20 protein-coding genes are annotated in these 23,361 nt (G+C 50.1%); 7 read left to right on the top strand and 13 right to left on the bottom strand.

Translation table 11 applies throughout. The features are described from left to right. Window positions 1-128: 128 nt before the first annotated feature. On the bottom strand, window positions 129-893 hold the full coding sequence (gene lpxH, locus ACSF8W_RS10065; protein WP_500847197.1) for a UDP-2,3-diacylglucosamine diphosphatase: 765 nt from the start codon (window positions 891-893) through the stop codon (window positions 129-131). A 42-nt stretch (window positions 894-935) separates the two neighbouring features. Further along, complete coding sequence (locus ACSF8W_RS10060) at window positions 936-1,433, bottom strand: peptidylprolyl isomerase (protein WP_428477305.1); 498 nt, start codon at window positions 1,431-1,433, stop codon at window positions 936-938. Between the two features lie 317 nt (window positions 1,434-1,750). Between ACSF8W_RS10060 and cysS the strand changes: the two genes are divergently transcribed. Beyond that, the gene (gene cysS, locus ACSF8W_RS10055; RefSeq protein ID WP_500847196.1) at window positions 1,751-3,130 is read left to right on the top strand and encodes a cysteine--tRNA ligase; all 1,380 of its coding nucleotides are present in this window, start codon (window positions 1,751-1,753) and stop codon (window positions 3,128-3,130) included. 87 nt (window positions 3,131-3,217) lie between these two features. Here the strand turns inward: cysS and ACSF8W_RS10050 are convergent, their stop codons facing one another. Both ACSF8W_RS10050 and ACSF8W_RS10045 read right to left on the bottom strand, forming a co-directional pair. Continuing rightward, on the bottom strand, window positions 3,218-4,036 hold the full coding sequence (locus tag ACSF8W_RS10050) for an ion transporter (protein WP_500847195.1): 819 nt from the start codon (window positions 4,034-4,036) through the stop codon (window positions 3,218-3,220). Between the two features lie 303 nt (window positions 4,037-4,339). Next, window positions 4,340-4,978, bottom strand: a complete 639-nt coding sequence (locus ACSF8W_RS10045; protein ID WP_500847194.1) for a YchE family NAAT transporter — start codon at window positions 4,976-4,978, stop codon at window positions 4,340-4,342. 632 nt (window positions 4,979-5,610) lie between these two features. Here ACSF8W_RS10045 and adhE point away from each other — a divergent pair. Beyond that, on the top strand, window positions 5,611-8,310 hold the full coding sequence (gene adhE, locus ACSF8W_RS10040; RefSeq protein ID WP_428477301.1) for a bifunctional acetaldehyde-CoA/alcohol dehydrogenase: 2,700 nt from the start codon (window positions 5,611-5,613) through the stop codon (window positions 8,308-8,310). A gap of 311 nt (window positions 8,311-8,621) precedes the next feature. On the opposite strand, the gene ACSF8W_RS10035 is transcribed toward adhE, so the two are convergent. The 9 genes from ACSF8W_RS10035 to ACSF8W_RS09995 all read right to left on the bottom strand — a co-directional run bounded on the left by ACSF8W_RS10035 (window position 8,622) and on the right by ACSF8W_RS09995 (window position 17,867). Further along, window positions 8,622-9,308, bottom strand: a complete 687-nt coding sequence (locus tag ACSF8W_RS10035; protein ID WP_428477300.1) for an SDR family oxidoreductase — start codon at window positions 9,306-9,308, stop codon at window positions 8,622-8,624. A gap of 412 nt (window positions 9,309-9,720) precedes the next feature. Then, a complete protein-coding gene (locus tag ACSF8W_RS10030; protein WP_500847193.1) occupies window positions 9,721-10,227 on the bottom strand; it encodes a VC2046/SO_2500 family protein in 507 nt (168 codons plus the stop codon). 107 nt (window positions 10,228-10,334) lie between these two features. Further along, complete coding sequence (locus ACSF8W_RS10025) at window positions 10,335-11,498, bottom strand: MalY/PatB family protein (RefSeq protein WP_500847192.1); 1,164 nt, start codon at window positions 11,496-11,498, stop codon at window positions 10,335-10,337. 210 nt (window positions 11,499-11,708) lie between these two features. Beyond that, the gene (locus ACSF8W_RS10020; protein WP_500847191.1) at window positions 11,709-12,686 is read right to left on the bottom strand and encodes an alpha-L-glutamate ligase-like protein; all 978 of its coding nucleotides are present in this window, start codon (window positions 12,684-12,686) and stop codon (window positions 11,709-11,711) included. Window position 12,687: 1 nt separating this feature from the next. Next, on the bottom strand, window positions 12,688-14,193 hold the full coding sequence (locus ACSF8W_RS10015) for an inactive transglutaminase family protein (protein ID WP_500847190.1): 1,506 nt from the start codon (window positions 14,191-14,193) through the stop codon (window positions 12,688-12,690). A gap of 24 nt (window positions 14,194-14,217) precedes the next feature. Continuing rightward, window positions 14,218-14,991 carry an ATP-dependent zinc protease family protein gene (locus ACSF8W_RS10010; protein ID WP_500847189.1) on the bottom strand — a complete coding sequence of 258 codons (774 nt, stop codon included), beginning with the start codon at window positions 14,989-14,991 and terminating at the stop codon, window positions 14,218-14,220. An 84-nt stretch (window positions 14,992-15,075) separates the two neighbouring features. Then, window positions 15,076-16,050 carry a tRNA 5-methoxyuridine(34)/uridine 5-oxyacetic acid(34) synthase CmoB gene (gene cmoB / locus ACSF8W_RS10005; protein WP_428477294.1) on the bottom strand — a complete coding sequence of 325 codons (975 nt, stop codon included), beginning with the start codon at window positions 16,048-16,050 and terminating at the stop codon, window positions 15,076-15,078. A gap of 14 nt (window positions 16,051-16,064) precedes the next feature. After that, the gene (gene cmoA, locus ACSF8W_RS10000; RefSeq protein ID WP_500847188.1) at window positions 16,065-16,793 is read right to left on the bottom strand and encodes a carboxy-S-adenosyl-L-methionine synthase CmoA; all 729 of its coding nucleotides are present in this window, start codon (window positions 16,791-16,793) and stop codon (window positions 16,065-16,067) included. Window positions 16,794-16,976: 183 nt separating this feature from the next. Further along, window positions 16,977-17,867: a DUF72 domain-containing protein gene (locus tag ACSF8W_RS09995; protein WP_500847187.1), complete on the bottom strand. Its 891-nt coding sequence runs from the start codon at window positions 17,865-17,867 to the stop codon at window positions 16,977-16,979. 361 nt (window positions 17,868-18,228) lie between these two features. On the opposite strand from ACSF8W_RS09995, the gene aspS reads away from it, so the two are divergent. The 5 genes from aspS to ruvB all read left to right on the top strand — a co-directional run bounded on the left by aspS (window position 18,229) and on the right by ruvB (window position 23,273). Beyond that, window positions 18,229-20,010, top strand: a complete 1,782-nt coding sequence (gene aspS, locus ACSF8W_RS09990) for an aspartate--tRNA ligase (protein ID WP_500847186.1) — start codon at window positions 18,229-18,231, stop codon at window positions 20,008-20,010. 197 nt (window positions 20,011-20,207) lie between these two features. After that, window positions 20,208-20,951: a YebC/PmpR family DNA-binding transcriptional regulator gene (locus ACSF8W_RS09985; protein ID WP_500847185.1), complete on the top strand. Its 744-nt coding sequence runs from the start codon at window positions 20,208-20,210 to the stop codon at window positions 20,949-20,951. An 11-nt stretch (window positions 20,952-20,962) separates the two neighbouring features. Next, window positions 20,963-21,484 (top strand): crossover junction endodeoxyribonuclease RuvC, encoded by a 522-nt coding sequence (ruvC, locus tag ACSF8W_RS09980; RefSeq protein WP_500847184.1) that lies wholly within the window; start codon window positions 20,963-20,965, stop codon window positions 21,482-21,484. A gap of 119 nt (window positions 21,485-21,603) precedes the next feature. Beyond that, on the top strand, window positions 21,604-22,227 hold the full coding sequence (ruvA, locus tag ACSF8W_RS09975) for a Holliday junction branch migration protein RuvA (RefSeq protein ID WP_500847182.1): 624 nt from the start codon (window positions 21,604-21,606) through the stop codon (window positions 22,225-22,227). Between the two features lie 26 nt (window positions 22,228-22,253). Continuing rightward, entirely contained in the window at window positions 22,254-23,273 is a 1,020-nt protein-coding gene (gene ruvB, locus ACSF8W_RS09970; protein WP_500847180.1) for a Holliday junction branch migration DNA helicase RuvB, read from the top strand. Window positions 23,274-23,361 lie beyond the last annotated feature (88 nt).

Raw genomic sequence — 23,361 nt, 5'->3', positions numbered from 1 at the left:
TCATAAAGTACGGGTGAAAAAGAAAAAGGTACGCATGGCGTACCTTTTTTGTGTCTGACGATCCGGTTTCCCCGCTTTCTTAGGCTAGGCTTCGGCGTTATTCGTGCATGGGCAAGCAACACGTATCGCTAGGCCGGTGAGTGCGCAGTGTGTGGTGTGGCCTCGGGCGCACTGAAATCACGGGTCTCTAAGGTATTCCCCTCAGGGGTGCACACCAGTACCGACCCATGATCATACCAATCTCCCAGCACGGTGCGTGTTGCAGGTTGGCCGTGCAGGGACAAATGATGCACATCCGGGCGGTGGGTATGGCCGTGGATCATCTGATTAACCTGATACTCGCTCATCAACGCCAGCACTTCACTCGGTGTCACATCCATGATGCGTTGTGTTTTCGCCTGATTATTTTTACTGCTGTTGCCACGCATCTTCTGGCCGATTTGTTGGCGGTAGCGGAGCGGTAGACGGAAAAATAGCCATTGAATAAAGCGGTTATGCACTTTTTTACGGTACTTTTGATAGGCTTCATCGAGGGTGCATAAGGTGTCACCATGCAGCACCAGTGTTGGGATGCCATAAAGATCAATCACGGTGTGCTCAGGTAATAGCTGCACGCCGGTTTCACGACTGAATCGCTGCCCCACAAGAAAGTCGCGGTTGCCATGAATGAAATAGCACGGGATCCCACGGTCAGTTAGCTGGCGAAAGGCCTGCTTGATCTGCTGGTGGAAAGGGGAGTCATCGTCGTCACCGATCCACATTTCAAATAAATCACCCAACACATAGAGGGCATCAATCCCTTGTGTGTCGTGTGCCATGAAACGCAGGAAACAATCGGTAATGTCAGTGCGTTCGGCACTGAGGTGCAAATCTGCAATAAAGAGTGTTGTCATAGGAAAAAAAGGGGCGACACTCTGGCCGCCCCTTATGAAGACTTATGCTTCGATAGTTACGCTGTTGATAAGCACTTCTTCAACAGGTACATCTTGGTGTACGTAACCCCAGTTGCCCGTTGATACTGCTTTGATCTTGTTTACAACGTCCATACCTTCAACCACTTCTGCGAATACACAGTAGCCCCAACCATCAGGCGTCTCTGATTTGAAGTCTAGGAATTTGTTGTCGTTCACGTTGATGAAGAACTGAGAGCTTGCTGAATGCGGTTCCATTGTACGTGCCATAGCCAGTGTACCCACTTTGTTGCTTAGGCCGTTGTTCGCTTCGTTCTTGATCGGTGCACGAGATTCTTTTTCTTCCATGCCAGATGCCATGCCGCCACCTTGAACCATGAAACCGTCGATTACACGGTGGAAGATTGTGCCGTTGTAAAAACCGTCACGGCAGTACTGCAGGAAGTTTTCACAAGTTACAGGTGCTTGTTCTGTATTTAGTTGGATTTTGATGTCACCAAAAGTCGTGTGAAGCGTTACCATGAGCTTGTCCTTTAAATGGATGTTTATTGCTATAAACGTTGGATTCTATCTTACTGGTATTAGCCGTCAATATTAACTGCTGAGGAACCCCTTTTACCGCCGAAATCGATGAAATAATCAGCGTGACGGAATCGTGAAAGCGTGCCTCGCTTCACGGCTTGGAACGATTGATCTAACTATAGATGATCCCGCTGTCATACGGGCTGTCGTGGCGCAATCCGTGACCAATATATTCTCACTGAAACTGGCATCTTGAAGTGGCTTGGGTATAATGACTTTCTTATATCGTAACCCCAGAAAATGAGTATCTAAGAGACATGTTGAAGATCTATAACTCACTGACAAAACAGAAAGAGGCATTCAAACCCATCCAGCCTGGTAAAGTAGGCATGTATGTCTGTGGGGTTACCATTTACGATTTGTGTCACATCGGTCACGGTCGTACATTCGTATCGTTTGATGTGGTATCCCGCTACTTGCGCTATGCCGGTTACGACTTGACGTTTGTGCGTAACATTACCGATATCGATGACAAGATCATTAAACGCGCGGCAGAAAACGGCGAAAGCTGTGACTCACTGACAGCCCGTTTGATCGGTGAAATGCACGCTGACTTTGATGCCCTTGGCATGAAGCGTCCAGATATCGAACCGCGCGCGACCGATTACATTGCTGAAATCATCACTATGTGTGAGCGTTTGATCGAACGTGGCTTTGCGTATGTAGCAAGCAACGGCGACGTGATGTTTGAAGTGAGCAAGTTTGACGAATACGGCAAACTGTCTAAGCAAGATTTGGATCAGCTTCAGGCGGGTGCACGTGTTGATATCGACATGGCAAAACGCAGCCCATTGGACTTCGTGTTGTGGAAAATGTCTAAGCCGGGTGAACCAACATGGGAATCACCATGGGGCCCGGGTCGTCCAGGTTGGCACATTGAATGTTCAGCCATGAACTCGGCGATTTTGGGTGATCACTTTGACATCCACGGCGGCGGTTCGGATCTTCAATTCCCGCACCATGAAAACGAAATTGCGCAGTCATGCTGTGCAACCGGTTCACAGTACGTGAACACGTGGATGCACAGTGGCATGGTGATGGTTGACCGTGAAAAGATGTCCAAGTCATTGGGTAACTTCTTCACTATCCGTGACGTATTGGCACATTACGATGCAGAAACGGTTCGTTACTTCCTGATGTCAGGCCATTACCGTAGCCAGCTGAACTACAGCGAAGATAACCTGAAGCAAGCGCGTTCTGCACTTGAGCGTTTGTACACCTCACTGCGCGGTTTGGACACCAACGTTGCAGCAATCGGTGGTGATGAGTTTATCGCACGCTTTATCGAAGCGATGGATGACGACTTCAACACACCAGAAGCTTACTCTGTACTGTTTGACATGGCGCGTGAAATCAACCGTCTGAAGAACGAAGACATGGCGGCGGCATCGGCACTGGGTGCACGTATGCGTGAATTGGCTGACATTCTTGGTTTGCTATCACAAGAACCAGAAGCGTTCTTGCAAAGCACGAAAGATGCAGAAGATGTGGCTGAAATCGAAGCATTGATTCAGCAGCGTTTTGATGCACGAGCGGCGAAAGACTGGGCGGCTGCCGATGTGGCGCGAGATAAGCTGACCGAGATGGGCATCGTACTGGAAGATGGCCCGCAAGGCACAACGTGGCGTCGTAAGTAAGCCATCACGAAAGTGCGAGTCATAAAGCTCAAATAAAAAAGCTCAAATAAAAAACCGGCGTTGAATACGCCGGTTTTTTTGTGCCTGTTATAAATGCTCGGGCAGTTCAGTGCCGCAGTTACGGCAGTATTTGGCATCCGCTTCATGGCCGCTGGTGGAGCAGTTCATACAACGAATGAACTCACGCTGGGTTTTCATTTCTTGGCTGAGTTCAGCGGTAATGATCCCGGTGGGGACAGCCAAAATGGAGTAACCCAATAGCATGGTTAACGAGGCCAGCGCTTTCCCTAAATCGGTTTGCGGCACAATGTCACCGTATCCGACCGTGGTGATGGTCACAATCGCCCAGTAAATACTGATTGGAATGCTGGTGAAGCCGTTATCCGGCCCTTCAATGATGTACAGCAGCGAGCCAAGAACGGTCACGAGAATGGCCACCGTACTGAAAAAGACCAAAATTTTACGCTGTGCCATCTTCAATGATCGCAGCAGGATGTTGGAGTCTTTCAGGAATCGCGCCAGCTTCAAAATACGGAAAATCCGCATCACACGCACCAAACGTACGATCAGCAGGTAATTGGATCCCGGTAGCAAGAAAGCCAAATAGCTGGGTAGCACAGCAATCAAATCAATCACGCCGTAAAAGCTTTTGGCATAGGCCCACGGTTTCGGGGAGCAATACAGACGCACGATGTACTCGGCAGTGAACAGCAACGTGAAGGTCCACTCCAGTACGGTGAGCAGGGTGCTGTATTGGGATTCGACGGTTTGTACCGAGGACAAGATCAGGATCAACTCTGAACTGAGGATCGCACCAATCAGGATGATGTCAAAATATTGCCCAGCTTTGGTTTGGGTGCCGAAAATGATCTGATAAAGCCGCTGCTTGCGGGTAAGTGTTACCACTGGTCTGCCTTTCCCCTGTTATGCGCGATGTCAAAATGTATACGCGACGTCGAAATTGAAGCGCCATAGCATATAAAGGATTGACGAGAGGAACAATGCAAGCAAGGTGATATGCAAGGATATCGCGTGGATTCTCAGACTAATGGCACAAGATGATGGGAAAACGAGCGCAACAAAAAGAAACCAGCCATGGGATGGCGGCGGAGTCGGGGCGTCAGTGAGCACACTCACGCTCTGTCACAGAGAGCGTGAGGTAATTAAAGTGTGTGTAATGCGGGGTGTATGTTATGCAAGTAAAGGGTGTTATGCGAGACCAGGGAAAAGGGCGCGTAACCCGTTAGCGATAAACTCAATACCTAACGCGGCCAAGATCAGACCCATAATACGGGTGATGACGTTGATACCGGTTTGCCCGAGCACACGTACGATCAACGGCGCGGCGCGGAACAGCATCCAACAACTGGTGGCAAACAGTACAATGGTCAGGGCAATGCCAACGGTACTGGCCATGTCGGGGTGGCGAGAGCCATACACGATCGTGGAGCTGATGGCACCTGGGCCAGCCATTAACGGCATGGCCAGTGGTACCACACCGATTTGTTCACGGCTGATCGACTCTGATCGCTCTTCTTTATTCTGCTTATCTTCCCCCAGCTTACCGCTCATCATTGAAAACGCGATGGTTAATAGCAGTAATCCGCCCGCGACACGGAAAGAATCAAGTGAAATGCTGAACATATCCAGCAGCATTTGCCCTGCTAAGAGCGAGACGGTTAAGATCACAGCCACACCAATATTGGCTGTCAGGGCGGTTTTATTCCGCTCTTCAGGGCTCATATGGCTGGTGAGCGAGACAAAGATCGGCATGATGCCGATAGGGTTCACGGCGGCGATTAAGCCGACAAAAAACTGCAGGAAAATGGCAAGTTCAAGTGATGGCATAAATAGACTGTCTGATGATGAGAAAGCGCGAAAGAAAGTATCCCTACTCAACAGTGGAATCTGCATGCATGACTGTTGATCGGCGATACTTTAGTCTAAACACTTGATATAGACCAACTAAAAATAGTTATCCTAGTCGGTATTAAAAGTTATTTATGAATTGTTTGTTGCGTGACTGTAAAAGGCGGATATTTTCACGTACCCTCTATGAGGTAGATCTCGTGCTACACGATGATATGCCATTCGGTAAGAGCAAAAAAATAACTGTGATTTATGTCTCATTGAGCGCTAATTGTGATCGTTTATGTAGGTTTATTACGTAAAATAGAGCTGTTGATGCGGCGCTGAATTACATGCTTTGAGTGCAATAAAAACACCAGGCTCACAAAGTAACCACGTAGAAGCGTATTTATGTATGATTTAGCTCTTGTTTTTACAAAATCGACGTCTCAATGGCCGAAAGTGATCTAAATCAATTTCTTTCGCGGTGTGAAAGAATATAATCAGTTTTGAAAGCAATTTACTAAGAATGTGTGTTACCGAGTTGTTTGCATTGGATGCGCCCAGGTAGCTCAAAGGATGTAAAACGTATCCTTACTAAAAAGTTTTCAATATTAAGTTAGGAGTTAACTATGGCTGTTACTAATGTAGCTGAACTAGATGCAATGATTGCACGTGTAAAAGCGGCTCAGAAAGAGTTTGCAACTTACTCACAAGAGCAAGTTGATAAGATCTTCCGTGCAGCTTCTCTTGCCGCAAACAATGCGCGTATTCCTCTAGCTCAACAAGCTGTTGCTGAATCAGGTATGGGTATTGTTGAAGATAAGGTTATCAAAAACCACTTCGCTTCAGAATTTATCTACAACAAATACAAAGACGAAAAAACATGCGGTATCTTGGAAGAGAACGAAGAGTTCGGCACCATGACCATCGCAGAACCTGTTGGCATCATTTGTGGTATCGTTCCAACAACGAACCCAACGTCTACAGCGATCTTCAAATCTCTTATCTCGCTTAAAACGCGTAACGCGATCATCTTCTCTCCACACCCACGTGCTAAAAACTCAACGAATGACGCGGCTAAGCTTGTGCTTGACGCAGCCGTTGCAGCTGGCGCACCAAAAGACATCATCGGTTGGATTGACCAGCCATCTGTCGAACTATCTAACGCGCTGATGAAGCACGATGACATCAACCTTATCCTTGCAACTGGTGGTCCAGGCATGGTTAAAGCGGCTTACTCTTCAGGTAAACCAGCTATCGGTGTTGGTGCAGGTAACGTACCTGTTGTTATCGATGAAACCGCAGACGTTAAGCGTGCAGTCGCTTCTGTACTGATGTCTAAAACATTCGATAACGGTGTTGTTTGTGCTTCAGAGCAAGCAGTTATCGTTATGGATGAAGTGTATGAAGAAGTGAAAGCACGTTTTGCTTCTCACAACGGTTATGTATTGACGGCTGCTGAAGCGGACAAAGTACGTAAAATTCTGCTTATCAACGGTGCACTAAACGCAGACATCGTTGGCCAGCCAGCAACTAAGATTGCTGAAATGGCAGGCGTTAAAGTACCAGCTAACACCAAGATCCTTATCGGTGAAGGTGTTGAAGTGAAGTACGAAGATGAATTCGCTCACGAAAAACTGTCTCCAACATTGGGTATGTTCCGCGCGTCTTCTTTTGAAAACGCCGTAGACCAAGCAGTAACCATGGTTGAGATTGGCGGTATCGGTCACACCTCTGGCCTATACACTAACCAAGATGTGAACGCAGACCGTATCCGTTACTTCGGTGACAAGCTAAAAACTGCACGTATTCTTGTAAACATCCCAACCACACACGGTGGTATCGGTGACCTTTACAACTTCAACGTTGCACCTTCTCTGACTCTTGGTTGTGGCTCATGGGGTGGTAACTCTATCTCTGAGAACGTAGGTCCTAAGCACCTTATCAACAAGAAGACAGTAGCGAAGCGAGCAGAGAATATGTTGTGGCACAAACTACCAAAATCTATCTACTTCCGTCGTGGTAGCCTTCCAATCGCGCTAAGCGACCTAGAAGGTAAGAAGCGTGCATTCCTTGTGACTGACCGTTTCCTATTCAACAACGGTTATGCAGACGAAGTGGTTTCACTACTGAAAGCACAAGGCATTGAAGTACAAACATTCTTCGACGTAGAAGCGGATCCAACGCTATCTGTTGTTGAGAAAGGCGCAGAAGCAATGAAGAGCTTCCAGCCAGACGTTATCCTAGCACTAGGTGGCGGTTCTCCAATGGATGCGGCGAAGATCATGTGGGTAATGTACGAGCACCCAGAAACGCATTTCGAAGAACTAGCAATGCGCTTTATGGACATCCGTAAGCGTATCTACAAGTTCCCTAAAATGGGTAAGAAAGCTGAGCTTGTTTGTATTACAACCACATCAGGTACAGGTTCTGAAGTGACACCGTTTGCGGTTGTTACTGACGACAAGACCGGTGCAAAATACCCACTGGCTGACTACGAGCTAACACCTCACATGGCTATCGTTGATGCGAACCTTGTGATGAACATGCCTAAGTCACTGACTGCTTTCGGTGGTTACGATGCAGTAACGCACGCACTAGAAGCTTACGTTTCTGTTCTTGCGAACGAATACTCTGACGGTCAGGCACTTCAAGCGCTTAAGATGCTTAAAGAATACCTACCTTCAAGCTACGCGAACGGTGCAAACGACCCAATCGCACGTGAGAAAGTACACAACGCAGCAACTATCGCGGGTATCGCGTTTGCGAATGCCTTTTTGGGTGTATGTCACTCAATGGCCCACAAGTTGGGTGCAGAGTTCCACATTCCACACGGTTTGGCGAACGCACTATTGATTTCTAACGTTGTACGTTACAACGCGAATGATAACCCAACTAAGCAAACGGCATTCTCTCAGTACGCGAGCCCTCAAGCACGTCGTCGTTACGCAGAAGTGGCTGACCACCTAGGTCTGTCTCAAGCTGGTGACCGCACTGCTGAGAAGATTGAGCGTCTACTAACATGGTTGGACGAGCTGAAAGTGGCACTAGACATTCCTATGTCTATCCAAGCGGCTGGCGTACCAGAAGCAGACTTCCTAGCGAAAGTGGATACCTTGTCTGTTGAAGCGTTTGATGACCAGTGTACAGGTGCTAACCCACGCTACCCATTGATCAGCGAGCTGAAAGACGTACTAACAGCGGCTTACTACGGTAATGCTTACGTTGAAGGTGAAACGTTCGAAGGTACAACAGTGATCAAGAAGTCTGAGCCTGTTGAAGTTGCTAAGCCTGCAAAAGCAAAGAAAGCAGATAAAGCTGAAGCATAATCCTTGTTTAGCTAGCGCACTGTAAACATTTAGCCCGCCACTTTGGCGGGCTTTTTTACGTCTGATGAAAAGAGGGGGGCGAGTTTCTAGTGACGAGTTTTCGAGGTGCGAGTGTTGAGTCAGAGCGGTAAAGAGAAGGGACGAGTGCCTAGGAAGACCGGAAAGAAGATAGGTGAGTATTAAGAGACGAATGTCGAGTCAAAGCGAAAAGATAAGGGAATAAGAGCGGAGTGTTAAGTTCGCGCGATAGAACGATGAAACTTAGGCCTCAGTGGTGGGGTGTTGTTACACCACTGAGGAAAGGGGGGGAACTAACTGACTTCGGCTTCGATCATCCGGCCGTTGAAGTAATCGTTCGCGACAATGTATTCCGCGCTGCGAACAATTTCGTACTGCAACGGTGAGCTAATCACCGTGTGAGCCGTCATCTCGTCGTGATCGCGGGTCAAAGGGACGACGCCGCCGACGCGGATATTAAATTCGGCCAGTTCTTTGGCCCAGCTGGAGGTCAACCCAGAGACCATGGCTTTGGATCCGCTATTGAGTGACGGATGCAGGCTATCATCATTTAACGCCAAGTTGATGATCACACCACGACAGTGATGCTGTCGCATGTAATGGGCGGTGTGTTGGCCAAACAAGAAAAACGGCGCCACGGCGTCAGCCAGTGATCGGCTGAATTGATCCACGGAGGTCGGGCTCAATAAGGCAGGTAAAGGCGTACTGAGCCAGCAGTTGAGTAGCACATCAATTTTGCCAAAGGTTTGATGAACATTGGTGATTAACGTTGCAATGGTACTCTCATCATGATCGTCGATCAGGTAAGACTGACAATGGGGCTGAATGGCCTGACATGCCATGAGCGTATTGTTGAGTGCCCGTTTGTTGTGATCCACCAGTGCCACTTGTGCACCCAGTGTTGAAAAATGCATGGCAATCGCTTTGCCTAATGGGCTGCCTGCGGCGGTAACGAGTATGACGGATTGTGCAATATTCATAACGTTTTTTATCCTTTCAGGGTGATGCCCAGGTACCGTGCATAAGGGAGGTGATGGGGAAAATCGGTATGTGTCAGGCGGTGTGTTATACCTGTCTTCATACGGTGGTGTTTTCTCCTGAAAATCGCCATAACGGCCCCCTTTTTCTACTGTTTCATCTGACACTACGGGGTTGTGGCGCGAATAACTGTGAAAAAGCCCCCATTCCCTGAAGGCCCGCTATAAAATGTTAGCGAACTGTGATCATCGTGCGGGATCGTGATGACAAAGCTATGAAGGCGGTCACGAAATAAAAAATACCCCTAAAGCGTATGTGTATTTCTTTGGCGTATAGATGGATTGAGAGGCTGTAGTGAGGCTATAGATGAAAGCCTAGAACGCGGAGGGTGTTGTACGGGGGGAACGTGCAATATCAGGCGATGTACATTTCAGAGAAACGCTTGGCCTGCAGCAATGACAAGTAAAGATCTTGTGGTGAAGCGGGGACACGGGTGGTTTCGGTGGGTGGCAGCAAGCGACGTTCATGGCCTGAAAGGTTGTGGTACAGCTCTTCCGGCATACCTTTCGTGCCTTGTGGCGGGTATGAGAGTGCAGTTGGCTGCAAGCCGCTCAGTAAGCGTACATCAGACAGGCCACTGTCATGGAAGGCTTGAGCTTGTCGTGCACTGTGCTCATAGCACTGTTCTGTGCTTGATAACGGCGCGGCCGGTGGCAGTTCGAAGTATGCACGTAATTCACTTTCGGTTTTCCCCTGTGCTGGCGGGGTATCGAGCGGGGTCGTTTCCAGCAGATCCGGTGACAGCATGGCAAGCATTAACGCAAAGTCAGCACGACGTCCGCCTTCAACCGCATGGCTGAGGTGGCTGCCGAGCTGAACTTCGTGTATCAGCTGCGCTTTGTCTAAGGTATGGATCTGCATGTTTGCCCGTTCATCTCGTTGCTTTGCGAATGGCCTTTTGCCTTCGTATAAAGCGTATCGGTTCGAACAAACATTTCTTTAGCGCAAAGCCATCATTTTTTTCGTGCTTACGCTTGTGCCTGCTGCTGGGCCAATGTGCTTACCGCATGCGTAATACGGCGCAGTGCTTCATCCAGCACGTCGGTGTGACACGCGAAATTAAGGCGCACAAATTGCGGATTACCAAAATCAGCCCCAGGAGACAGGCCGACACCCGCTTCTTCAAAGAATTTGAATGGAGAAGTTACAGGCAGCGCGCTCGCATCAATCCACGCCAGGTACGTGCCTTCAATCGGGTGTAAGGTCAAATAAGGCAAGGCGTTGATGGTTTCTTCTAATTTTTGTTTATGTTGGCGAAGCAGTACCAATTGTTCATCTAACCAGCTTTGTCCGTGCTCATAAGCGGCTTCGGCGGCAGTATAGGCCAAGACGTTCACATCCGACACAATGCCTGCTTTCGCTTTAATGAATGCGCGACGCAGGGTCGGGTTAGGAATAATCGCCATCGACGCCCCCAAACCGGCAATGTTGAAGGTTTTACTTGGGGCGATCAGCGTGATTGAGCGTTGCGCGGCTTGTTCGCTGATGCTGGCAAATGGAATATGCTGACACTGAGGATCCAAGATCAAATCACTGTGGATTTCATCCGAGCACACCACCAAGTCATGTTTTTCCGCAAAGTGACACACGGCTTCCAATTCATGGCGGCGGTAGACTGTGCCACCCGGATTCAGTGGGTTACAGAACAGCAGCAACTGGCTGTCTGCTGTCACGGCATTATCGTCCAGCGACAGCAACCAGCGTTGGTTATCCAGTTCAATCGGCAGGGGCTGATAGGTGCGTTCGCCCAATTTTACCGCTTGTTTAAACGGCGGATAAATCGGTGTTGGGCACAACACGCCTGCGGTAGCCTCGGTTGTCGCACGCACACTCAGGTTAATGCCGCATACCAAGCCCGGTAAATACACAATCCATTCTGGCTCAATGTGCCATTGGTAGCGATGGGCCATGCGCTCAACTAGCAGATTGGTTAGGTGTACTGGTGCGCAGCCATAGCCAAAGATCCCATGGTCAATATGGTTATGCAGAGCATCGGTAATCGCGCTGGGTACCGTAAAGTCACTATCGGCAATCCACATAGGCAGAATGTCTTGGTCTTTGTATTTATTCCATTTAATGCTGTTACTGTTGGTGCGATCAACCGGCTGTGCAAAGCTTGGAGGAAGAGACATGATCGGATCCTTGAACGAAAAAAGTGAGCAGGGTAGAGACCCTCTAAGAGATACTCACCTATATTATGCGGTTCTCTGGCGTGACGCTATGTGAAAGCGCTGCCGAAGCGGCGGCGATGTAATGGTGGGCGAGCAGATAAGAAAAAGCCCCAACCAAAGGTCGGGGCTTGAAAGTAGCCATGAAGACGGTCATAAAACCGATAGGGGGACTTAGAACTGTGACTTGCTGCCAAATTGATCGGCCGCATACGCCACGCGCTCTTCCGGTGTTGGCGGTTTAGCCGGCACGCCGAGGTGTTCAATATGCTGGAGGCGCGGTAACAGGCCACACCCGTTGGCAATTTGAATGGCTAAACCCGGACGGGCGTTCAATTCCAGTACCATCGGGCCTTTGGACTTGTCGAGTACCATGTCAGTACCCATGTAGCCCAGTCCGGTCATTTCCCAAGCGCTGGATGCCAGCGTCAGCAGTTTGTGCCAGTTCGGCACGGATAACTCACTGAGCAAGCGATCCGTATCCGGGTGACGTTCAATCGGTTGGTTAAACTGTACCGCACGAATGGCTTTGCCGGTGGCGATATCAATACCGACCCCGACCGCCCCTTGGTGCAAGTTGGCCTTGCCGTCAGATGCCGCCGTAGAGCAACGCATCATCGCCATCACCGGGTAGCCCTTGAAGACAATCACGCGCACATCCGGCACACCTTCGTAACTGAAGCCATCGAACACATCGTCAAACTGGATCAGGTTCTCGACCATGGCTACGTCATTTTTGCCCCCCAGCGAGAACAAGCCCGCCAAGGTATTGGTAATGTGACGTTCCACATCTTGTTTGTTGATCTCGGCGCCTGACGGCTTCACGTAAACGCCGTCTTTGTGGCGGATGATCACCAAAATGCCTTTACCGCCGGAACCCTGCGCGGGCTTGATCACAAAGCCCGGCCATTTTTTCACCATGTCATGGATGGTTTTCACATCCACTTGGCTGCCGATAACGCCAATCAAGTCAGGAACGGTTGCCCCGGCTTGTTGGGCGAGCAGTTTAGTTTTGAGCTTGTCATCAACCAAGGGAAACAAATGGCGGCTGTTGTAGCGGCCAATGTAGCTGTGGTTACGCTTGTTCATGCCCATGATGCCACGTTGGTGCAGCTTCATGGGGGAGGTGAACTTGGACAGGAATGACAACATATCAATCCTCCGTTAGCGGCTTGAAGCGGCGCAGTTCACTCAAGCGGTAACCGGTGTAGTTACCCAGCATTAGAATCACAGCCAAGATAATGAGCTGTATGCCGATGAAGTTGAACGTCAGGTGACGAACCAGTGGGTTGGTCATCGCCAGATAAACAATGATCGCCGTTAAGAGCGAGCCACCCCCTTGGATCAAGACTTCTTTCGCGCCTTCTTCTTCCCACAGGATAGACATACGCTCAATGGTCCATGACAAGATGATCATTGGGAAGAAGGTGATGCTTAAGCCTTCCACCAAGCCAATCTTAAACGCCACCACGGTGAAGACGGAGATGATCATGATCACCGTGATGATCACCGCGGATATTCGCGCGACCAGCAGCAAGTTCAGTTTCGACAAGTAACTTCGAATGATCAAACCGGTACCGACAATCAGCAGGAAGCCGAGCACACCGGTCACCAATTGGGTCTGCACGAAGGCCACCGCGATCAGCACGGGCATGAAGGTACCGGAGGTTTTCAGGCCGATAATAATACGCAGGAACACCACAATCAGCGCGCCAATCGGCACGAGCATGATGGTCTTGAACATGGCTTGTTCTTCCACCGGCAAGCTGTGGATGGAGAAGTTCAGCAGATCTTCTGCTTGGACTTTCTCGCGGGTTGCTTGTTGTGGCGTAATATCTTGCGCAATGATCGAGAAGCTGATGTTGGAATTACGGCCGCCGACCACGTCGAGCAGTGAGTGACCTTGCTGGTTCCAGATCAGCACATTGTCGGGTTGACCTTCCTGACCGGTTTGCAGATCAAACAGTTCCCAATGGCCACCGTCCCACACTTCCACCATCGGGGTGATGCTTTGACGACGGCGTCCGTCTTCCAGCAGCAAGCCACCGACAATACGGGCATGGATTTTTTCTAGCGATAACAGGTTAATGATCGCTTGTTCACGGCTGAGGCTATTGAGCAGAAGCGCTGCATTCTGATTATTGTGATCATTAAATTGTTTGATCAGCTCACGGGTCAAGGTGGTGTTGTCAGAAGAGAGACTACGGGCTTGATCAAGCAGTGCTTTAGCGGCGGTTTGCTGTGGGTTATCCAAGCTGACAGCCACCGTGTCGCCTTTGGGGGGCACAGGGGTGTAAGAGGCTTGGTTATCGACCAGCATTTGGGTTTTGTAATACAGGATTTGCTTACCGGTGGCTTCGCGGATAGACCACTCGGCACGGCGGCCTTTGCTGGTGTCAATCAGTGCGACACCGTAGCCAGGCGAGGAGGTACTTTCATCAATTTGGGTAAACCCTTGCTGTGTTTCAGGCGCAGCCATGGATACCTTGACCGGATCGCCAATGGCATCAAATTCAATGCGGGCTTCGAGTTCCCAAAGAGCACGTTCTTCACCGGGTGTCCAAGGCACGCCGTAAACATCATGACGGTACAGGCTAAGGGCCGCCCCGACAATCACCAGCAGCGTAATAAGAAAGTAGAACGGGATTCTTGATGTCATGACATCCTCATCATTATTTTGTTATTAGTTTTGTTTGACTTGTCGTGCCTGTTGTTCATCCATGCCTTGAACAAACTTTTTACCCACATCAACCAAGGCGATGTCTTTAAAAAATTCACGGCCTAATAATACTGGATAGGTCATTTGTGTGCGATCTGCCAAGGTAAATTGTGTTTTCTCATGCAATTGACCGAGTTTCACCCAGATTTCGATCACAGGACGACGTACCGGCTCTTCGGTGCTGGCTTGACGAATTTTCACCCAGCGCACAACGGGGGCTTCAATCACACCGGCATCAGCAGGCACTTCATCATTGGTGTGGTTAAGGTGAAAACGGGCCCATTCTCTGCCATCACGTTCAAAAATTTGGATATCCGTAGCGCTCAGTGATGAAGTGGTCGCACCGGTATCAACGCGCGCCTTGAAAAAGGCCTGTACGGTATCAAGCCATACCCATTCTTCTTCACCCAAAATGACTTTGCCGTGTGCGACGCGTGGGTCGGCATCCATTTTTTCTGGAATCGGCTGGGCTTTGGTTTGCGGTGTGGCGGTTTGTGCCAAACGCATGGCAGCGTTCGCTTGCACTAACTGCTTAGACACCGTTGAGAGTTCTTTTTCGAGGTTGCCAATCGACGACTGTTGATCATCGATTTGTTTAATCATAGTGGCTAGTTGGAAATTGACCCGATCTTCCATGGTGTTAATCGCCAGCATGGTTTTGTCGTGTTCTTGCTGAGGGGTCATCGTACAGCCAGATAGAATAGCCAGAGTCAGTAGTGGTACACAGCGGTGAAGCATTGTCTCTCCCGAAGTACATTTTTTCTTTAAGCGGCAATATTTTAACGTACAAAAAGGGATGCGAACAGCATCCCTTGTCAGTACTTAGTCAGGATTTCGTGCAACCAGAATGGCACGTCTTGGCGCAGGGTAACCTTCGATGGTTTTCGATGGGTCCGCTGGGTCAAGGTACTCAGGCAACGAGTTGTTGGTCATCCAGTTGGTCGACCGTTGTTCATCGGTGGTGGTGACACACTCATCCACAATGCGCACGTCCACAAGGCCGCATTTTTCCATCCACACTTTCAGCGCTTTGGCTGACGGGAAGAAATACACGTTGTGCATTTGTGCGTAGCGGTGCGTGGGAACCAAAACCGCATTTTCATCGCCGTCGATCACCAAGGTTTCCAAAATCATCTCGCCGTCTTTGCGCAACTGGTTCTTCAATTGAATGATGTGATCCAGCGGTGAGCGGCGGTGGTACAGCACGCCCATGCTGAAGACGGTATCAAAGGCTTTTAGCTCTGGCAGTTGTTCAATGCCCAGCGGCAGCAAGTACGCGCGGTCATCGCCGCCCATCAAACGCTTGATCGCTTCAAACTGGATTAAGAACAGATTCGACGGGTCGATACCCACGGTCAGCTTTGCGCCTTCACCCAGCATACGCCACATGTGGTAGCCGTTACCGCAACCGACATCCAGTACTGAGCGGCCTTTTAACGGTGTGATATGCGGCAGTACGCGGTCCCATTTCCAGTCAGAACGCCACTCGGTATCGATGTGGATGTCGTGCATGGTGTACGGGCCTTTACGCCATGGGTGTAGCAGGCGCAGTAAGCTTTCTAGGCGCTTTTGTTCGCCTTCGGCAATCGGTGTGTCGTTACACACACTCACCGCGTTTTTGATATCAATCGTATCGGGCTTGTCTGTCGGGAACTTATTCAGTGCACGCATCCAACGGGCCATGTCGCCGTGGGCTTCTGCTTCCCAGTCGCTCAATTGTTGCGGCAGGGTGTTCAGCCACGGACGTAGTGTGTCGTGCTGGGCAATGAGTTGGTAAAACTCAGAAAAACTAAACATAAAAACGGGTAACCTTATTTAATCGCAAACATCGAGCCAAAATTGAAGCATTGGAACCAGACTTCAGAGCTGCTAAAGCCAATGGATGCAAAGCGTGCTTTGTGGGTGTCGATGCTATCAGGGCGCATGACATTTTCGATCGCGCTGCGTTTCTGGCTGATCTCTAATTCACTGTAGCCATTGGCGCGCTTGAAATCGTGGTGCAGATCAATCAACAGATCGTGTGCACGTTCATCGTCGAAAATGTATTTTTCAGACAGGATCAAAATGCCGCCTGGGCGCAGGCCTGCATAGATTTTTTCCAACAGTTTGTAGCGATCTTCAGGCACTAGAAACTGCAAGGTGAAGTTCAGCACCACCACGGAGGCGTCAGTAATGTCGATATCACGGATATCGGCTTCAATCACTTGAACCGGGGTGTCAGAGCGGTACGCATTAATGTGCAAACGGCAGCGTTCCACCATCGCGCTGGAGTTGTCGACCGCAATGATCTCACAACCTTCTTGCTGAATATGGCGACGCATTGAGAGCGTGGCAGCCCCTAAAGAGCAACCGAGGTCGTAGACATTGGAGTGCGGTTTGGCAAAGCGCTCGGCCAACATGCCAATCGCAGAAATAATGTTGCTGTAACCCGGTACGGAACGTTGGATCATGTCCGGGAACACTTCGGCCACACGCGCATCAAAGGTGAAATCACCCATCTTTTCGATAGGTGCTGCAAAAATATTGTCGTGACCTGCCATTCTCACGAACCTCGTCAATGTAGAAAGAACTGGGATCCCAATTATAGAAGTATGCGCACTTTGCAGCGTTGTTCGCCGTGCTGACATACCGGGTGATCCATCACCGCTGAAAGGTCGCGTATTGTAGTGAAAATGCGATCATTTGTCTTTAACGATTTTGTTTTCACTCAGCCTCCTGTCAGGCTACAGCAAGGAAAATTGCGCACTGTCGGGCGGTTTCGGTAATTCCACCGTGGGCAGGGCTAAATCTGGCGCATGGCGTTGCAGGTGTTGGTATAACCGGATGGCCAATTCAGGGGCCGCATTGTTGTCTGGCGTGTGCACAAACAGGTAGGGCTGTTTACCTGCGCGTAGCCATAATGGCAGGCGGGCGAGCCAGTTGGTGAAGAACGCATCATTGCTGGCGTCATCGGGATGACCGATAAAGCGGATCATCGGCTGGTTCGCTGTCGCAATGGCATGCACTGGCACATGCGGTTTATTCTGGTGCGCCTCAATAACCGCAGGGGTCGTCGGGGGCGCAGCAAACACAGGGCGACTGTCCATGATGATGCGATTCGCCCCGTGTTGGATCAATAAGCGATTCAGTTGCTGCTCGTCTTCGCCTTTGGCAAAAAACGCAGGATGGCGGACTTCCACGCCGATCGGGTATTGGCGGGGAAAGCGGGCGAGCACACGGGCCAATGCCGGTAAATCGGCGGGCCCAAATTGCGCCGGTAACTGAATCTTCCACAAGCCAATTTTGTGCGCCAGCGGCGACAGCGTCGAGAAAAAATCCGCCAACAGTTGATCACAATGTTGTAGTTGCTGCTGGTGGGTGATGGTTTGCGGCAATTTGAAGGTAAACCGGAAGGCATCCGGCGTTGCAGCGTCCCAGTTTTTCACTGTCTGTGGGCTGGGCGTGGCATAAAAGGTGGTATTACCTTCGACGGCGTGAAACACCTCAGCATAGCGCGCCAGCCGTTCACCGCTTTTACAGCCTCGGCCATACAGGCTTTGTTGCCAATGCGGGTGTGACCACATGGCCAAACCAAGCTTGAGTGCCGGCGGGGAAGGGATGGCGGGTTCGGGCATAACAACGTCCTGTATGATGGCAGTGATGGGGCGATTATTCGCTATTGTGGCGAGTCGTTTTGGGTGCGGTCAATCTTTCTTGGGGCTTTCTGCCTGCAATAGGGTAATTTTGCTTGATCACTGGCGTCGCTTTTTTCTACAGTGTTCAAACTAATCCCGCGTTTACCTGACGATGTAAGATTCATCTTCCGGTAACTTGGGTATATAATGGTTCGTTATTTTTGTCTCTCGGCCCCCGTTATTACATGCTGCTGTGTGTAATTTAACCAATGCGGCCGGGAAGGATTCAGCCTGTGCGTGGTTCGGGGCCGCTTGCTCCCCATGGACTCAGGAAAGTTAGTAAACAGATCGGGAATTTCATATGCGCACCCAATATTGTGGTCACCTGAACAAGTCCCTAGCAGGGCAAACAGTAGAGTTATGCGGCTGGGTTAATCGTCGCCGCGATTTAGGCGGTCTTATCTTTATCGATATGCGAGATCGTGAAGGTATTGTTCAGGTAGTTGTTGATCCGGATATGACAGAGGTATTCGGTGTTGCCAACCAACTGCGCAACGAATTCTGTATCCGTTTGGTTGGTGAAGTACGTGAGCGTCCAGAAAGCCAAGTCAACAAAGACATGGCAACCGGTGAAGTGGAAATTCTGGCTACAGGCCTAGAAATCATCAACCGTTCTGATGTACTGCCGCTTGACTTCAACCAGAAGAACTCTGAAGAGCAGCGTCTAAAGTACCGTTACTTGGATTTACGTCGTCCAGAAATGAGCGACCGCATCAAGCTACGTGCAAAAGCATCAAGCTTTGTGCGTCGTTTCCTTGATGACAACGCGTTTCTAGACATCGAAACACCAGTACTGACAAAAGCGACACCAGAAGGTGCTCGTGACTACTTGGTACCAAGCCGTGTACACAAAGGCAGCTTCTACGCATTGCCACAGTCACCACAGCTGTTCAAGCAGTTGCTGATGATGTCTGGCTTTGACCGTTACTACCAGATCGTAAAATGTTTCCGTGATGAAGATCTGCGTGCTGACCGTCAGCCTGAATTTACCCAGATCGATATCGAAACGTCATTCATGTCTGCTGAGCAGGTACGTGAAGTGACAGAGCGTATGATCACTGAAATGTGGAAAGAGCTACTTAATGTAGACCTTGGCGCATTCCCAATCATGTCATTTGAAGAAGCGGCACGCCGTTTCGGTTCAGACAAGCCAGACCTTCGTAACCCACTAGAGTTGGTTGATGTTGCTGACATCCTGAAAGATGTTGACTTCAAAGTGTTCTCTGGCCCAGCGAACGACGAAAAAGGCCGCGTAGCCGTGATTCGCGTACCTGGCGGTGCAGCACTGTCGCGTAAGCAGATCGACGAATACACCAACTTCGTGAGCATCTACGGCGCGAAAGGCCTAGCATGGATGAAGGTGAACGATCTGGCTGCAGGCTTTGAAGGCGTACAGTCTCCAGTGGCTAAGTTCCTGAACGAAGACGTGGTTGCACAGCTACTTGCGCGTACTGGCGCACAAACTGGCGACATCATCCTGTTCGGCGCAGACAGCAAGCGTGTTGTGACTGAAGCGATGGGCGCACTGCGTCTGAAGCTGGGTACTGACCTTGATCTGACTGATAAGTCAGCATGGAAACCGCTATGGGTTATCGACTTCCCAATGTTTGAAGAAGACGAAGAAGGCAACCTGCACGCGATGCACCACCCATTCACGTCGCCTTTGGGCCTAACGGCAGAAGAGCTAGCGGCTAACCCTGCAGCAGCAAACTCAAATGCTTACGATATGGTTATCAACGGCTACGAAGTGGGCGGCGGTTCTGTACGTATTCACAACGCAGAAATGCAGTCAGCGGTATTCAGCATTCTTGGTATCGAAGAAGATGAGCAGAAAGCGAAGTTTGGCTTCCTACTTGACGCACTGAAGTTCGGTACACCACCGCACGCAGGCCTTGCATTCGGTCTAGACCGTCTAGTGATGCTACTGTGTGGTACTGATAACATCCGTGATGTTATTGCGTTCCCGAAAACAACAGCGGCGTCATGTCTACTGACGAATGCACCTAGCCTTGCTAACCCTGCATCGCTAGAAGAATTGTCAATTGCTGTTGCAATTGCCAAGAAAGAAACAAACGCAGAATAAGCCTCTTATTTTGTTGACTGGCTAGCGAAAAGTACAAGCGTGTACCGGCCGCTAGCCGGTTTTTCCATTCTGAAATATTTTTTGCCGATTTAGGCGAATACTCCCTTCTTCATTGTTTTTCTCCTTGTGCCTTTTTATCCGATGAATTGCATGTTTGAATGATGATGCAGATGGGTATTAATTAACTGGAGTATGTCATGGCTGGCCACAGTAAATTCGCTAATATTAAACACCGTAAAGCCGCGCAAGATGCCAAGCGTGGAAAAATTTTCACAAAGTTGATCCGTGAAATCGTCGTCGCAGCCAAAGAAGGCGGCGCAGAGCCAGAGAATAACCCACGCCTTCGCGCTGCGATTGATAAAGCCTTGTCGAACAACATGACACGCGACACCGTTAACCGTGCGGTTAGCCGTGGTGCGGGTGGTGAAGGCGATGAGAACATGGAAACCGTGATCTATGAAGGTTACGGCCCTGCAGGCACTGCCGTGATGGTGGAATGTATGACCGACAACCGTAATCGTACGGTGTCAGGCGTGCGCCATGCGTTTTCAAAAGCCGGTGGTAACTTGGGTACCGATGGCAGCGTGAACTACTTGTTCGATAAAAAAGGCGTGATTTCTTACGCGCCGGGTCTTGATGAAGACGCGGTGATGGAAGCAGCACTGGAAGGCGGTGCGGATGACGTTGAAACTAACGATGACGGCTCGATGGACGTGTACACTTCGCCAGCAGAGTTTGGCGCGGTAAAAGATGCCCTTGATGCCGCGGGTTTTGAAGCGGTGAACGCAGAAGTGACATTGGTGCCTTCTACGCGTGCAGAGTTGGATGCGGATACGGCACCGAAGTTATTGCGTTTGATTGACGCGTTGGAAGACTTGGATGACGTGCAAGAAGTGTATCACAATGGCGAGATCTCTGATGAGGTTGCCGCACAGCTGTAAGTGTTGTTGATATGACGATAATTTTAGGGATTGACCCTGGTTCACGGATCACCGGTTATGGCGTGATCCGACAGGTGGGCCGCCATCTTGAATATCTGGGGAGCGGTTGTATTCGCACCTCAGAAGCGGCAATCCCCGGGCGCCTTAAGCAGATTTATGCGGGCGTTTCAGAAGTGATCACCCAGTTTCAGCCTGATGCGTTTGCCATTGAAGAAGTCTTCATGGGCAAAAACGCCAGTTCGGCCATTAAACTGGGTCAGGCTCGTGGCAGTGCCATTGTGGCGGCAGTGAATGCTGACTTGCCGGTCAGTGAATACGCGGCCCGTTTGATTAAGCAAGCGGTCGTGGGTACGGGTGCAGCAGATAAAGCCCAAGTGCAGCACATGGTCTGCTCGGTATTGAAATTACCGGGCAAACCGCAGGCGGATGCCGCCGATGCCCTTGCTGTCGCCATTTGCCATGCGCACACACATAAAACCTTGATCGCGATGGCCGGACAGGCACGCGGTGCACGACGCGGACGTTACCGCTAGTGTTTCCCTTTATTAAAGCAGCCTTCGGGCTGCTTTTTTTTCAGCAAAAATAGCTGGATATACATCCAGCACTTGACTATCCTAGAGCCAATTTCGTCAATCAATAAAGAGATGTTGCTGTGATAGGCCGACTACGTGGAATCATTATCGAGAAACAACCGCCAGAGATCGTGTTAGAGGTGGGTGGCGTGGGCTATGAAGTCCAAATGCCAATGAGCTGTTTTTATGAATTGCCTGAAGTTGGTCAGGAAGCGATTATCTCTACGCACTTTGTGGTGCGTGAAGACGCCCAATTGCTGTACGGTTTCAACAAGAAAAGCGAACGCGAATTGTTCCGTGAAGTGATCAAAGCCAACGGTGTCGGGCCAAAATTAGGCTTGGCCATTTTGTCTGCCATGACCGCCAGCCAGTTTGTGCTGAGTGTAGAAAACGGCGATATCACTACACTGGTGAAAATCCCGGGCGTGGGCAAGAAAACCGCTGAACGCTTGGTGGTCGAAATGAAAGATCGCCTGAAAGGCTGGGGAGAAGGCGACTTGTTCACCCCTGCTCTGGATACCGCGGCATCAAATGCCCCTGTGCAAGACACTGCGGCCTTAGCGCGCGCCGAAGACGAAGCGGTGAGTGCCTTGATTTCTTTGGGCTACAAACCACAACAAGCCGCGAAAGTGGTCTCGCAAATCGCCAAGCCAGACATGACCAGTGAAGCCATCATCCGTGATGCGCTGCGCTCTATGGTCTAACGTGTCGGTGTGATAGGTAAAACAAAATGATTGAAGCAGATCGCTTAATTGCCAGTGATTTTCCCTCGACCCGCGAAGAGGACATCATTGATCGTGCTATTCGCCCGAAGATGCTGGACGATTACAAAGGGCAAGATCATGTGCGCAGCCAGATGGAAATCTTCATCAAGGCCGCTAAGCTACGCCATGAAGCCTTGGATCACCTGTTGATCTTTGGTCCGCCGGGATTGGGTAAAACCACGCTGGCCAACATTGTGGCCAATGAAATGGGCGTAAGCATTCGCACCACATCAGGGCCTGTGTTGGAAAAAGCCGGTGACTTGGCCGCGCTGCTGACAAACTTAGAAGAAAACGATGTATTGTTCATCGATGAGATCCACCGCTTAAGCCCGCAAGTGGAAGAAGTCTTGTATCCCGCGATGGAAGATTACCAGCTGGATATCATGATCGGTGAAGGCCCCGCGGCCCGTTCCATCAAAATTGATTTGCCGCCGTTCACGCTGATCGGTGCGACAACCCGCGCGGGTTCATTGACGTCTCCGCTGCGTGACCGTTTCGGTATCACCCAACGCCTTGAGTATTACAAGGTGGAAGACTTGAGTGGCATCGTGAAGCGCAGTGCCAATTGCCTGGGTTTATCGATGGATGAAGCCGGTGCTATGGAAATGGCCATGCGCGCCCGCGGTACGCCGCGTATCGCCAACCGCTTGCTGCGCCGTGTGCGTGACTATGCGGAAGTGGTGGGTGACGGGCATATCTGTCCAGAAACTGCCGCGAAAGCCTTGGATATGCTTGACGTTGACAGCAGCGGTTTCGATTACATGGACCGTAAATTGCTGATGGCGATTATCGATAAATTCATGGGCGGCCCTGTGGGCCTTGATAACCTTGCTGCCGCGATCGGTGAAGAAAGGGATACCATTGAAGATGTGTTGGAGCCGTACTTGATCCAGCAAGGCTATTTGCAGCGTACTCCGCGTGGCCGTATTGCTACGCACCGCGCGTACCTGCACTTTGGTTTTGATGTGCCAGAGACAAAGGCATAAGCATTAAGCTATTTATTTGATAATAAAAACGAGGCCATGTGCCTCGTTTTTTTTATGGTTGTGTATTACGGTGGTGTTATTTGATAGT

The sequence above is a fragment of the Photobacterium sp. 270122K genome (assembly GCF_059941365.1).
This window is presented reverse-complemented; position numbering and strand designations above follow the sequence as displayed.

Bases quoted from the DNA above. Each gene is read 5' to 3' on its own strand.
- lpxH (WP_500847197.1), bottom strand. From the start codon at position 893: ATGACAACACTCTTTATTGCAGATTTGCACCTCAGTGCCGAACGCACT.
- ACSF8W_RS10060 (WP_428477305.1), bottom strand. From the start codon at position 1,433: ATGGTAACGCTTCACACGACTTTTGGTGACATCAAAATCCAACTAAAT.
- cysS (WP_500847196.1), top strand. From the start codon at position 1,751: ATGTTGAAGATCTATAACTCACTGACAAAACAGAAAGAGGCATTCAAA.
- ACSF8W_RS10045 (WP_500847194.1), bottom strand. From the start codon at position 4,978: ATGCCATCACTTGAACTTGCCATTTTCCTGCAGTTTTTTGTCGGCTTA.
- adhE (WP_428477301.1), top strand. From the start codon at position 5,611: ATGGCTGTTACTAATGTAGCTGAACTAGATGCAATGATTGCACGTGTA.
- ACSF8W_RS10035 (WP_428477300.1), bottom strand. From the start codon at position 9,308: ATGAATATTGCACAATCCGTCATACTCGTTACCGCCGCAGGCAGCCCA.
- ACSF8W_RS10030 (WP_500847193.1), bottom strand. From the start codon at position 10,227: ATGCAGATCCATACCTTAGACAAAGCGCAGCTGATACACGAAGTTCAG.
- ACSF8W_RS10025 (WP_500847192.1), bottom strand. From the start codon at position 11,498: ATGTCTCTTCCTCCAAGCTTTGCACAGCCGGTTGATCGCACCAACAGT.
- ACSF8W_RS10020 (WP_500847191.1), bottom strand. From the start codon at position 12,686: ATGTTGTCATTCCTGTCCAAGTTCACCTCCCCCATGAAGCTGCACCAA.
- ACSF8W_RS10015 (WP_500847190.1), bottom strand. From the start codon at position 14,193: ATGACATCAAGAATCCCGTTCTACTTTCTTATTACGCTGCTGGTGATT.
- ACSF8W_RS10010 (WP_500847189.1), bottom strand. From the start codon at position 14,991: ATGCTTCACCGCTGTGTACCACTACTGACTCTGGCTATTCTATCTGGC.
- cmoB (WP_428477294.1), bottom strand. From the start codon at position 16,050: ATGTTTAGTTTTTCTGAGTTTTACCAACTCATTGCCCAGCACGACACA.
- cmoA (WP_500847188.1), bottom strand. From the start codon at position 16,793: ATGGCAGGTCACGACAATATTTTTGCAGCACCTATCGAAAAGATGGGT.
- ACSF8W_RS09995 (WP_500847187.1), bottom strand. From the start codon at position 17,867: ATGCCCGAACCCGCCATCCCTTCCCCGCCGGCACTCAAGCTTGGTTTG.
- aspS (WP_500847186.1), top strand. From the start codon at position 18,229: ATGCGCACCCAATATTGTGGTCACCTGAACAAGTCCCTAGCAGGGCAA.
- ACSF8W_RS09985 (WP_500847185.1), top strand. From the start codon at position 20,208: ATGGCTGGCCACAGTAAATTCGCTAATATTAAACACCGTAAAGCCGCG.
- ruvC (WP_500847184.1), top strand. From the start codon at position 20,963: ATGACGATAATTTTAGGGATTGACCCTGGTTCACGGATCACCGGTTAT.
- ruvB (WP_500847180.1), top strand. From the start codon at position 22,254: ATGATTGAAGCAGATCGCTTAATTGCCAGTGATTTTCCCTCGACCCGC.